Source organism: Bradyrhizobium sp. USDA 327, from assembly GCF_041262065.1.
In the GTDB taxonomy this organism is placed as follows: Bacteria; Pseudomonadota; Alphaproteobacteria; order Rhizobiales; family Xanthobacteraceae; genus Bradyrhizobium; species Bradyrhizobium liaoningense.
Map to the genome: position 1 here is coordinate 1,234,208 of NZ_JBGCCW010000001.1, position 12,271 is coordinate 1,246,478.

10 protein-coding genes and 1 pseudogene are annotated in these 12,271 nt (G+C 63.5%); 3 read left to right on the forward strand and 8 right to left on the reverse strand.

Features of this window, described 5'->3' with window-relative positions; translation table 11 throughout:
• The first annotated feature begins 349 nt into the window (after positions 1-349).
• Together ABIA42_RS05640 and ABIA42_RS05645 are read left to right on the forward strand one after the other, a co-directional pair.
• A complete protein-coding gene (locus ABIA42_RS05640) occupies positions 350-568 on the forward strand; it encodes a hypothetical protein (RefSeq protein ID WP_271530103.1) in 219 nt (72 codons plus the stop codon).
• Positions 569-767: 199 nt separating this feature from the next.
• Complete coding sequence (locus tag ABIA42_RS05645) at positions 768-965, forward strand: hypothetical protein (RefSeq protein ID WP_271530102.1); 198 nt, start codon at positions 768-770, stop codon at positions 963-965.
• A gap of 87 nt (positions 966-1,052) precedes the next feature.
• Here ABIA42_RS05645 and mgtA read toward each other — a convergent pair whose 3' ends face one another.
• The 5 genes from mgtA to ABIA42_RS05670 all read right to left on the reverse strand — a co-directional run bounded on the left by mgtA (position 1,053) and on the right by ABIA42_RS05670 (position 6,311).
• Positions 1,053-3,593: a magnesium-translocating P-type ATPase gene (gene mgtA / locus ABIA42_RS05650; RefSeq protein ID WP_370115013.1), complete on the reverse strand. Its 2,541-nt coding sequence runs from the start codon at positions 3,591-3,593 to the stop codon at positions 1,053-1,055.
• A 204-nt stretch (positions 3,594-3,797) separates the two neighbouring features.
• Positions 3,798-4,004: a hypothetical protein gene (locus ABIA42_RS05655; RefSeq protein ID WP_271530100.1), complete on the reverse strand. Its 207-nt coding sequence runs from the start codon at positions 4,002-4,004 to the stop codon at positions 3,798-3,800.
• Between the two features lie 47 nt (positions 4,005-4,051).
• Positions 4,052-4,405, reverse strand: a complete 354-nt coding sequence (locus tag ABIA42_RS05660; RefSeq protein ID WP_370115011.1) for a hypothetical protein — start codon at positions 4,403-4,405, stop codon at positions 4,052-4,054.
• Positions 4,406-4,989: 584 nt separating this feature from the next.
• Positions 4,990-5,268 carry a hypothetical protein gene (locus tag ABIA42_RS05665; RefSeq protein ID WP_370115009.1) on the reverse strand — a complete coding sequence of 93 codons (279 nt, stop codon included), beginning with the start codon at positions 5,266-5,268 and terminating at the stop codon, positions 4,990-4,992.
• Positions 5,269-5,630: 362 nt separating this feature from the next.
• Complete coding sequence (locus tag ABIA42_RS05670) at positions 5,631-6,311, reverse strand: helix-turn-helix domain-containing protein (RefSeq protein WP_370115007.1); 681 nt, start codon at positions 6,309-6,311, stop codon at positions 5,631-5,633.
• 670 nt (positions 6,312-6,981) lie between these two features.
• On the opposite strand from ABIA42_RS05670, the pseudogene ABIA42_RS05675 reads away from it, so the two are divergent.
• Positions 6,982-8,335 (forward strand): annotated as a pseudogene (locus ABIA42_RS05675) (ferric reductase-like transmembrane domain-containing protein).
• A gap of 158 nt (positions 8,336-8,493) precedes the next feature.
• Here the strand turns inward: ABIA42_RS05675 and ABIA42_RS05680 are convergent.
• From ABIA42_RS05680 to ABIA42_RS05690, 3 genes are all read right to left on the reverse strand, one after another.
• Complete coding sequence (locus ABIA42_RS05680; RefSeq protein ID WP_370115004.1) at positions 8,494-9,216, reverse strand: DUF72 domain-containing protein; 723 nt, start codon at positions 9,214-9,216, stop codon at positions 8,494-8,496.
• 533 nt (positions 9,217-9,749) lie between these two features.
• Positions 9,750-10,898 carry an amidohydrolase gene (locus ABIA42_RS05685; protein ID WP_370115002.1) on the reverse strand — a complete coding sequence of 383 codons (1,149 nt, stop codon included), beginning with the start codon at positions 10,896-10,898 and terminating at the stop codon, positions 9,750-9,752.
• Between the two features lie 271 nt (positions 10,899-11,169).
• A complete protein-coding gene (locus ABIA42_RS05690) occupies positions 11,170-12,258 on the reverse strand; it encodes a mandelate racemase/muconate lactonizing enzyme family protein (protein WP_370115000.1) in 1,089 nt (362 codons plus the stop codon).
• Between the last annotated feature and the right edge of the window lie 13 nt (positions 12,259-12,271).

Genomic DNA, 12,271 nt, shown 5'->3' on the forward strand with positions numbered 1-12,271 from the left:
CGCACTCCCCGTAGCCCTATATTACCACCGCAAGGGCAGGCGACGAAAGATGACCGCCTTTGGGTGGGTAGGCCGCCGCGGTATTATAGTAGCAGGAACGAGAGCGGTAAACCAGAATATCCGTGATCTTCTGAACGGCGATCCAAGTCGCGAAACAGAAGTCGCGGCAGATCGGGCTTGATCCCGATCAAGCTCGGGCTTCGCGGGCCCGTTAGTATTTATTTTGCGTAACACGACCCCACGGTTACGCCCCCAAGTCGCCGCCGAGGTCCATCCCACCGTATCTCGGCGGCTCTTTTTTTCTGATGATTATTTCAGCCAAGCTGTGTGGGACCGCGGGAATGAGCCGATGCCCACCTACTATTTCGATATCAAGGACGGCGTGCCCGTCCGCGACAAGTCAGGATTGGAGCTTGTGAGTGATGGCGCAGCCATCGCACACAGCAAGAACCTCGCCGACAAGGTACGCAAAGAGAAACCGAAAGGTCACCCCGCGCTCCAGATCGTCGTCATCGACGAGAACGGCCGGGAAGTTCACCGCGAACGGATTTATTCAAACGCCACCTGACACCGGTACTGGGATGTAGCGCGGCTCTCTCCCTGACGCCCTGATCGCCCCACATCGCGAAAATTCGCCCCCCTCATTGATTTGGCGCAAAGCCGCAGGCCGATCGGCTTCTAGCTTAAATCAAAGCGCCGGGTCGGAGTGCTCGTGTCCCTCGCCCAACAGGTGCTGAACGGAAGGTGCCTGGGAGGGGTGAAGCACCATGAAGCGGCAGCAGACCAAGCAAACCGTATCGTTTCAGGACCGCGTTTCGGCGTGGGCCGAACAGCTCCGTAAGCAGGCCGCCAGGCTGAAGCCTGGCCGCGAGCGGGCCGACCTGCTCGCGAAGGTTCGTCAGGCCGATGTCGCAGCTCACCTCGACGAATGGGTCAACTCTCGGGGTCTTCAGCCGCCAAAGTAGGGATGCTCTGCTTCCAGCTGGATGCAGGCCGCGCGGCGCGCCAGCGCCTTCACGCATGGCATCGACCCAGATCGACCGACTCGAATGTCAAGGCTCTGAGATTGCCAGGCGCTTGGCGGCGTTCGCCGAGATCAGATAGGCCGCTGCGATGGCAATTATCGCCGCAAGTATTCCTCCGGAAAGCCCGGTAAAGCCGAACAGCCCGCGCCACGGACCAAGCGCAAGCGCCAGTCCGGCGAGAAGGGCGCCGACAGACGTCGCGATCAGGATGTTGTGGGGGCGGTTCGCGCGCCAGGGCATGCGGCGAGACCGGATGACGAAGATGACCAGGATCTGGGTGAGTATCGATTCCACGAACCACCCGGTTCGAAACAGTGCTGCATCCGCCTCGAACACCTCGAGGAGAACGACGAAGGTGATCGCATCGAACAGGGAGGACGCCATTCCCATGACGATGGAGAAGCGCAGGATGCCGGCCATGTTCCAAGTTTCGGGCTGGGCCACGTCTTCGCGGTCGACCTCGTCGAACGGGATGCCGATTTCGGAGAGATCGTAGATCAGATTGTTCAGCAGGATCTGCAGCGGCAGCAACGGCAGAAATGGAAGAACGATCGACGCCAAGGCCATCGAAAGCATGTTGCCGAAATTCGAGCTCGTTCCCATTCGGACATATTTCAGGATGTTGGCAAAGGTTCTGCGGCCCTCGCGCACGCCGGCCGCAAGCACTGACAGGTCGGGAGTCACCAGGATCATGTCGGCGGCTGCGCGGGCGACCTCGGTCGCGCCCGTGACGGATATGCCGGCATGTGCTGCGTGGATCGCCGGCGCATCATTGACGCCGTCTCCCATGAAACCGACGACGTGATTGCGGCGCCGGAGTGCGGCAATGATCCGCCGCTTCTGATCGGGGTCGATCCGGGCAAACAGATCGACGTCATCGACCCGGGCGACGAGCGCGGCATCGGTGAGCTCGGAGATTTCGGCTCCGGTCATGACGCGTCCCGACGGGAGACCGACCGCTCGCGCGACATGGGAGACCACGGCGTCATGGTCACCCGAGAGGATCTTTATCGTCACGCCGAGCGAGGTGAGCGCTTCAATCGCCGAGGCCGCATCCTGCTTCGGCGGATCGGCGAAGACACAGAAGCCGAGCATGGTCAGATTGGTCTCGTCACCGACGGCAATCGTCCGTTGCCCGGCCGGAATGGACCTGATGGCGACGGCAAGAAGCCGGAAGCCGTCGCGGGCATATCGAGCCTGGATGTCTGCCATTTTCTGTTGCCATGCGGCGTCGAGCGGATGGGCCAGGCCATCGATCTCCACGGCAGCGCAGCGGGCCAGGATGGATTCCGGAGCCCCCTTTGCGATCAGCATGTGCTCGTCCTGCCGTGCGACGAGAACGGACAAGCACCTCCGCTCGAAGTCGAACGGGACTTCCGAAAGCCGGACCCAGCCGTCCGTGCCATCGCGGCTCGCTGACAGGATCGCGTCGTCGAGAGGACTTCGGACACCGGCCTGGAACGTGCTGTTCAGGTGCGCGAAGCTCAGGACGCGATCGCTGGACCGATCCTGCGGATCGATATGCGCCTCCAGCGTGATCCTGGCTTCCGTCAACGTTCCGGTCTTGTCGACGCAAAGCGTGTCCATCGCGCCCAGGTCGTGAATGGCGGACAGTCGCTTGACGATGACTTTTCGCTTCGCCATGCGCAGCGCGCCACGGGCGAGGGTTACCGTCATCACCATGGGCAGCAGCTCGGGAGTCAGGCCGACGGCGAGTGCGACGGCGAAGAGGAAGGACTCCATTGCGGGACGATGCGCGACGAGATGAGTCATCAGCACAAAGAGCGTGAGAAAGAGTGTCAGCCGAAGGATCAGCACTCCGAGCCTTCGGACGCCCTCCTCGAGAGCCGTCGGCGGTGCGTCGGCGGCCATTGCCGAGGCGATCGCGCCGAAGCGCGTCCGGCCTCCGGTCCTTACGACCAGCATCCTGCCGCTTCCGCCCACGGTGCTGGTTCCCGCGAACAGGGCGTTCGTGGCGTCCGCAGGCAGTGCCGCCGCGCAAGGAGCGTCCGTCTTGAAGGCCGGAAACGGCTCGCCCGTCATCAGGGCTTCATTGACATGTAGTTCCTGGGCATCGAGGACGATGCCATCGGCCGGTATCAGATCGCCGATGCGGAGCTTCACAACGTCTCCGGGGACGAGAGCCGTCACCGAAACGGTCATGTCGCTGCCGCCCCTGACGACGTTGGCCTGAATGGCGACGGATTCCCGCAGCGCTTCGGCCGTCCGCTCGGCGCGATGCTCCTGAACGATATCGAGCGTGATGGATAGGGACAGCACGGTCGCGATGATGGCAAAACTGCCGATGTCGCCGCTCAGCCCGGATACGAGTGCGGCTGCCAGCAGCATCGCAATCAAGGGATTCCAGAGGCGTTGGCCGAGCTTGCGCAGGGCTGACCGGCTTTGGGAGGCGTCAGCGCGGTTTGCTCCGAAGATTGCCAGCCTTCGTTTCGCTTCGGTTTGTGTCAGGCCTTCCGGACCTGAGCCGAGCGCGCGGCAGAGCTCGTCCTTTGGCGTCTGCCAGAATTCGGCAGCCAACGCCTCCGCCGGAATGGATTGCGCGATCATTGGGAGGGCTCGCCGGTCACTGACATCTGGGCCAGGCGAGCGTAAGAGGCTATTCGATCCCCGGGTTGACGCAGCTCAACTCGGCTTCGGGTGACACAGGCTGTGAGCGGCAGATTCCGATGCGCCGTGCCGCAGCACCACAATGAGACGTACGGAGCCGAGAGTGGGATGAACTTTGGTCGAATCGATGCGCGTACAGGATTCCTAATAGACGGACACCGCACGACCTGCGTCTGCGTGAGCACCATCCTGATGCGGCCGATCGATAGCGGCGAGGGCGGCCTGCTCATGCGACAGGCGCCACTCGATGTAGTTGCGCTCGACGTCGGTGAGATGCGTCTTCAGCAAGCGGTGATACCGCTCGATATTCCTGCTGTGGGCGCGACTGAGCGCAAAGCTGGCTGCCGGCATCTCACCTCCTCGTGCTGATGTTCTGAGCGACGCGCTGCTTCAGCGCATCATTTCTTCCGGCTGTTCGCCGACGGCGAAAATATCTGGTTGGCAGGTGGCTGCCCGCCGGTCGGAACGGCGATGGTCACGAAGCCGCGGCCCATCGCGGTGTGGCATGCATTGCAGCCGTCGGTCAGCGCGCGCATGGAAGCGGTGAACTTGCGATCATCTCCCGCCGCGATCGCGTCGGCGAGCGAGACCAGCGGCTCCCTCATCGTGGTCACGTTGCTGATGGGCACCGCCGGATAGAAGACGGCTGCTTCGGCCAGGCTATTCGTCAGCTGCCTGAGCTCATACGCGGCCAGGTCCCAGTTTTTCGCCTTGCCTGCATACCACAGCTTGAGATGCTCGAGCTGCGCCATGCCCATGACCTCGACGAGACGAGGCACCTCTTGTTTCGCGCTCGCGGACGGTGGAAAGTCGGACTGAGCGATCGCGGATGTGACCGCACCCGCCGAAATCGCGAGAACCACGCACCAATGTTTTAGCGTCATCCGAGCATTCCCTGTCAGTTTCGCCCTTTACTATCAGGCCCCCGTTCCAGGCCTTTGCGCTGAATCAAGCTTTCGCGTTCCCGCCGCCGGATCTCGTTAAGAAGAGGCGCAGCGAACAGGGTCGAGAGAAGCAGCTGACGGTGAATTCGAAATTGGTGCTTCGGCGTGAGGCGCCTGAGCGGGATCAATTCAGCCTTCCGAGGAGTCTTCGGATGATCTTCCTCAAATTGTCGGCGTACTCGTCGATGACCTGACGCCTCTCGGCTGATGGCGAAAGCCGACGATCATCGCATTCGTCCGCTGACGGAGTATCCGTCCGGGATCCCCCGCGAACGATGGAGGCGGTGGGCTTTGTCAGCTTCACGGGAATTCTGGCCTCTGGATAGAGCTGCGCGCACCGTTCAGGAAAAGAACCAGTTCCATCTGCCTGATCCCCTTCACTCGCGCCGGGCTCAACGCCCCGGGGGCGTCGGATCGCACTTGGGGCAGCGTCCGTCGGCGGCTGCTCCGAGCTGACGGCCAATCTCCATCCTGAGAGACTCTTTCTCCCATTTCGTGCCGTCACTTCTGGCCATTCGCTTCACGCGTTCGAAGGCGTGGCTCTCGGCAGCGTCATCTCCGATGCGGACGACCACGTCGCGGTGGAAGGGGCAAACAGTCGTCGCGCGGGTCGTCTCCAGTGCGTAGCGCACGACCGCGGTGAGATCGTCGGTGTGAATGTCGGTAAGCATGTCGGCTCTCCTGATCAGCGTACTCCTCTGCCCGGACGATCCTATGGGGTCGACGAAAATCGGCCCCGGGCTCCATGGGAGCGCCGAGGCCGATTGTTCGCTTGGTTCTCCCATTCAGGGTCCGAGCTCTTCCAACAAACCCGCGTTGCCGACCTTCGTTCCATCGAACTCTCCGGCGGAGCCGCGCTCCGGCCTGCTCCATGCTCGCGGTTTTTGCACCTGTCTATGAAGGCGACGCCCGGAATGCCTGGGAATCCGGATTTCGCTCCTTCGGGCAACGGAACCTCAGCAAGCGTTCCCGATGCCGATACGACGCTACAATCGGGGTCACCAACATGTCTTGATCCAGCTCAAAGGCGCGATCAGGCGTTCATGTCCCTGAGGTGCTGTCGATTGCGCAGCACGATCTGCCTGGCACCGGAAAAGCCGAGAATGCCTCCGCTGTGGAGCTGGGACAGTGCGCGAGAAATCGTCTCCAGCGTCAGTCCGAGATAGTCGCCGATATCCCGGCGGCACATCGGGAGCGCCAGCATGCCCGCGCCCGCCAGCCGGCGATCCATTTCGAGAAGGAACGCCGCGACCTTCTCCATGGCGGTCTTGCGACCCAGCAGCAGCATGTGATTTTCGGCGTGATTGAGCTCGGCGGCCGTCATGTCCCACAATCTGCGCGCGACCTGGACGTCGGTGGTTGCGGCCCTTTCGAGCGCCGAGCGCTTCACGAGACGCACCGTCGTATCGACGATCGCTTCAGCCGCGAGGCGGTGGGTCGCTCCGGATTCCAGGCCGAAGACATCGCCGGGCAGATGGAATGATCCGATCTGACGCCGTCCGTCCGAGAGTAGCTTGTATGTTCTGACGGAACCCGACACGACCTGGTAGACATACTCGGCCGGCTCGTCGTCGCCAAAGATCTCCTCGTCCTTGTGGTAGGAGAACTCGCTCGCAACCAGTCCCGCCATGGCCGCGAATGGATCGGACACGCGGGACGCCTGGGTCGGTTTAGGGCGAAGCGGCCGATTGACGTTGAGGGCGGTGGTCAGCATCGGAATCTCCTTTTGATGGAGTTCCAATACGCGAGCGCATCGTGCCCGGATATTTCGGGAGGATTCGTAGGGCGATCTCCTTACGTATGTTTGCGTAAGTCGGCGTGGCCGGAAGCGCTCGACTGAGCGCTCTCGATTGACGACTTGCGCGCCGGCGCCGCGCGATATCCTCGCCACTCCCGCGTCGATCCGTTCAGGACAGTTGCCTAAGTATTGGCCCGCAATTTCAATGCTGGAGCGGCGGGCGCATATGGGCAGCATGGAGCGCAACATCATTTTCAAGTGCCCGCGCACTGGCATGAACGTGCAGCACTGGCTTCCCGGCGCAATGTCCGACGCCGCGGATACGCACGTCTCCGTTCGATGTCCCGCTTGCGGCTCGTTGCACTTCGTCAACATCGCCACTGGCAAGATGTTGGGTGAAGGGGGCGGTCAGCGGCGTCGTCTCTACCCATCCGGCGAAGACCGGTCGTGCATGCCGCGACAAGCGCTCACGTCCACCGAAAGCTGAGAACGCCAGGCGGTCGTCAGCCAACGCGCCTGACGACACCATTTTCCAGTCCTGGATTCCTCGGCAGTGCAACTGATGGCATGCGGCCTTGAGTCAGCTCAATGCGACGCTGCTCAATCAGGTCAATGTGGCACCAATATCGTCACGAGAGAGCGCCACATGCAGAATCTCAAACGGGCATTTTGGGGCAGTTTGGCGGCTCTGGTGCTGCTGTGGCTCGTTGTGGAACCGCAGCCGCTGGGGCCGGGCCCCTTTTTCCCGCTTCGCGAGAGAATGGTGCAGTTGAGCGGCATCCTGGCAATCGGGTGCATGAGCATGGCGATGATTCTTGCACTGCGACCGCGCTGGCCGGAGGCATGGCTGGGCGGCCTCGACAAGATGTACCGCCTGCACAAATGGCTCGGCATCGCGGCCCTCGTGATTGCATTCGTCCATTGGCTCTGGGCCAGCGGCCCGAAATGGGCGGTCGGCTTGGGTTTGCTGACGCGACCGGAGCGTGGGGCAAGGACTGCGATTGAGAATCCGATCGAGGCCTTCCTTGCAAGCCTGCGTGGACCGGCGGAGGGCCTGGGCGAATGGGCCTTCTACGGCACAGTGGTGCTGATTGCTCTGGCGCTCATTCAAGTGTTCCCGTACCGGCTCTTCTACAAGACCCATCGGCTCCTCGCGGTTGCTTACCTGGTGCTGGTCTTTCACGCGGTCACGCTGATGAAGTTCAGTTACTGGATGTCGCCCCTCGGATGGATCATGGGGGCGCTGCTTGCCTGTGGGACATGGGCGGCGGCTCTTGCGCTCTTGCGGCGTATCGGCGCCGGGCGCCAGGTCAAAGGGAGGATTACCGCGCTCAGATATTATCCCGGCGTCAGAGCAATCGAGACCGAAATCGAGGTGCCCGAGGGTTGGCCAGGGCATAAGCCGGGCCAGTTCGCCTTCGCCACGTCGGATACCTCGGAAGGCGCGCATCCCTACACGATTGCCTCCTGCTGGAACGCCGAGTATCCCAGGATCACCTTCATCACCAAGGAGCTTGGGGACCACACCAGCCGGCTGCGGGAGACGCTCCGTGTCGGACAGGAGGTGAAGGTGGAAGGGCCCTATGGCTGCTTCACTTTCGACGATGATTGCTCGCATCAGATCTGGATCGGCGGCGGCATCGGCATCACGCCCTTCGTCGCTCGCATGAAACAGATGACCATGCCGAAGGATGCTCCGAACTGCACCGTGGCGCAGCCGGTCGACCTGTTTCACACCACGACTGATGTCGACGACGAGGCTCTCGGCAAGCTCGCAGCAGATGCGCGGTCAGCCGATGTCCGGTTGCACGTTCTCGTCGACGCTCGTGATGGACGATTGACCGGCGAACGCATTCGCGAAGCCGTACCGGAATGGCGCAAGGCGAGCATCTGGTTCTGCGGTCCGCCCGCCTTCGGTGAAGCGCTCAGGCGAGACCTCAGCGCGCACGGCTTCCCCGTCGAACAACCGGTTTCATCAGGAGCTGTTCGCGATGCGATAACCAAAGTGGAGCATCCCACTTCCAGAAACCGGTTCCGGACTGCGGCGAGGCGGTGATCGCGGTGCTTCGGCAGGGCGGCATCATCGAGCGTAGGACGAGATCATCCCGGCTGGTGTTCAGGCTTGCATCAATTCAACCAGAACGCATTCCGCCTGGCATCACAGCAATTGTTTCAACGCCTTTGCATCGGCTGGCGCCGCACTCTTCTGGTCGTTGTCGAAATAGACGTAGACGTCGCAGCCCTGCCGTTTCCAGGACTTGATGCGCTTCGCCCATTGCCCCAGCGTGGCCTTGGTGTAGTGGCCGTGATAGCGCCCGCCCGGCCCGTGCCCGCGCACATAGACGAAATCCGCCGTGCGCTTCCACGGCGCCGGCGCATCGTGATGGTCGGACAGGCACAGCGAAATATTCTCATCCGCCAGCATCCGCAGGATGCGCGGCTGATACCAGCTCGGATGGCGAAACTCGAAGCTGTAACGCCGTTTCCGCGACAGCAGCTTGAAGAAGGAGGCGAGCCGGTCCGCGTTCGCCTCGAATTGCGGCGGCAGCTGGAACAGGATCGGGCCGGCCTTGCCCCCGAGCCTCGAGATACGGTCCTCCAGCAGCTCGAGGCTGTTGACGGAGCGGTCCGACAGGCGCTTCCAGTGCGTGATGAACTTGGACGCCTTCCAGGCGAATACGAAGTCGCGGCCGGTCTGCTCGCGCCAGCCTTTCACCGCCTCCGGCGTCGGCGTGCGGTAGAACACCCCGTTCAGCTCCGTGGTGTCGAACTGCCCGGCATAGTAGCGAAGCTGCTGCTTCAGCGTCACGCCCTCGGGGAAGAACGGGCCGCGCCAGGAGGCGTAGTGCCAGCCGGAGGTTCCGATCAGAACGCGCGCCATGTCTTAAGTGCCATCCCTTGTCATCTGCCGGGAGGGAACGCCCGTGCCGCCGATACGTTGCTCGTGAGCTTGATCAACGCAGGACCGGAACCGATGTACGCGCTGTTCGAAGGCAACAAGCAGATCGGCAATCCCTTTCCAACCGAGAAGGAGGTGTGGGAAGCCGCCTTGATCGAAGGCCTCGTCACCGACGTTCCGGTCGCGGACGAGCAGGGCAGCCGGCTTCTGCCCGCCGGCTATTCACGTCGGGCGCGTCGAGGAGACGTTCGAGCCGCGGCCGGGCTGGAAGCTGCCGCGCGAGATCTCTTGATCGGGCCTAAAGCGAAATGCCTTTTGGGTAGAAATCGATGGCCGCGGGCTCGGTGCAACCTCTCCCGCTTGCGGGAGAGGTCGCGCCAAAGGCGTGGGTGAGGGCTTTCTCCTCTAGGGGACTATCCCATTGCGGAAACACCCTCTCCCCAGCCCTCTCCCGCAAGCGGGAGAGGGAGAGCACCTGTCATGTGGAAAGCGATTAAACCCAATCTCATCGCGCTTCAGTTCGACGCCAGCGCCGCCTTGGCGACCTCGGCCATCCAGCCGGAGGCCACCGGCAGGATCGCGTCGTTGAAATCGTAGCGCGGGCCGTGCAGCTCCGCGCCGTCGCGCAACTCGCCATTGCCGATCCAGACGAAGGCGCCCGGCCGCTGCTGCAGATAATGGGCAAAATCCTCGCCGGCCATGCTCGGCGCGAGGTCGCGCCGCACGGGCGCCTGCACTTTCTCCGCAGCGATGCGGGCGAGGTCCGCTTCGGCCGGCGTGTTGATCACGACGCCCACGCCCCAGACGATCTCGGGCGTGACCTTGACGCCGAAGCTCGTCGCAATCCCTGCGCAGGTGCGCTCGATGCCGGCGAGGATGGTGTCCTTGACCGCCTCGCGATGGTAGCGCAGCGTGCCACGGATGGTGACGCGCCCGGCGATCTGGTTCGGCGCGGTGCCGCCTTCGATCGTGCACAGCGACAGTACGGCGGTGTCGAGCGGATTGACTCCGCGCGAGGTGACCGATTGCAGCGCCACGATCAGGTGCCCCGCCGCCACCACCGGATCGCGCGTCAGATGCGGCATCCCGGCGTGGCCGGCATGGCCCTCGATGGTGATGGTGATGCGCCCGCCGGAGGCCATGACGACGCCGTCATGTACCGCGATGGTGCCTGCCGCAAGGCCCGGCCAGTTGTGGAAGCCGAACACCCGTTCCATCGGAAAGCGGTCGAACAGCCCGGCCGCGACCATCGCGCGCGAGCCGCCAAAGCCCTCCTCGGCCGGCTGGAAGATGAAATCGACCGTGCCGCTCCAGCTGGCGTCGGCGACGAGCAGTGCGGCGGCGCCGAGCAGCGCGGCGGTGTGGCCGTCATGTCCGCAAGCATGCATCACGCCGGGAGTCTCTGAAGCATAGGGCAGGCCGGTGTCCTCGGTGATCGGCAGCGCATCCATGTCGGCGCGCAGGCCGACCCGGCTCCGTGCGTGGCCGCGCGTCAATGTCGCGACGATGCCGTGCCCGCCGATGCCTGCCTCGAACGGAATGCCGAGTTCAGTGAGCCGTTCCTGCACGAAGGCGGAAGTGGCCTTTTCCTGAAGCGACAGCTCCGGGTGGGCGTGAAGATGCCGGCGCCACGCGGTCAGTTTCTGGTGCAGCTCGGGGATCAAGGCTGGGGTCTTTCGCGAAATGTAGGTTGCCGGCACAATAGCGGATTGTCCGCGCCATGCATCAAGCGCCTTGGAATGCCTCGCGTGCAGCAATGAGATCGGTGATCGCTGGGGCACCAACCGTGCCGTGTGCTCCACTTCACCTCTCCCGCTTGCGAGTGAGGCCGGGAGAGGGCTGGATCGTCATTGGGAGTCTCACTGCGGAGACACCCTCTCCCCAACCCTCTCCCGCAAGCGGGAGAGGGGGCGCACCTCGCTTTGTCGCATCTCTCTAAGCCATCAGCTTCGCCAGCCCCGGCCAGTCGAAGCTGATGCCATGCCCGGGGCGGTCCGGCGCGAGCGCCATGCCGTCCTTCAGCACCAGCGGATGCTCGATATATTTGTCGAGCCCGAAGCCGTGCGCCTCCAGATAGGAACGGTTCGGACAGGCCGCGAGCAGGTGCACGGTGATGTCGTGCGCGCCGTGGCTGGTGACGGGCAGGTTGAACGCTTCCGCCAGCCGGGCGATCTTCATGAAGGTGCTGACGCCGCCGCAGTTGGTGACGTCGGGCTCGGGATAGGACACCGCGCCCGAGGCGATGTAGTTCTTGAACTCCCACAGCGAGCGCAGATTCTCGCCCGCCGCGATCGGCACGCCGCCGGCCTGCATGATGCGGGCGTGCCCGGCGACGTCGTCGGGGATGATCGGCTCCTCCAGCCAGGTGAGGTCATAGGGAACGAACGCGCGGGCGGCACGGATCGCTTCCTCGACCGTCCATTTCATGTTGGCGTCCACCATCAGCGGAAAACCGTCGCCGAGATGCTGTCGCATCGCGGAGACCTTCGCGACGTCGGATTTCAGGTCGGGCCGGCCCACCTTCATCTTGATGGCGCGAAATCCCTTGGCGAGATTGCCGTCGGTCTGCTTGAGCAGCGCATCGACAGAGAGATCGAGGTCGATGCCGCCGGCATAGCACGGCACGCCCGCATCGAAGCCGCCGAGCAGGCGGAACAGCGGCAGCCTGGCGCGCCGCGCCTTCAGATCCCACAGCGCGATGTCGAGCGCGGAGAGCGCCAGCACCGTCGGCCCGCCGCGCCCGCCATAATGCAGCGCCCACCAGCCGTGGTGCCAGATCGCTTCGGTGTCCTCGGCCTCGCGCCCTTCGACCAGCGGCGCAATCTCGCGCGTGAGGATATCCGCAGTCGCCCCGCCATTGCGCCCGACCGTGTAGGTGTAGCCGACGCCCTCGGCACCGTCGGCATCGCGGACGCGGCAGGTGATCAGCTCGAACGCGGCGATCTCGCCATGGGTGGAGTCGGAGAGCGTGACGGGGAGGGGGATCCGGTAGAGCCCGGTCTCGGTCGTTGCGATGCGCGCCATGGTTCCCTCCTGC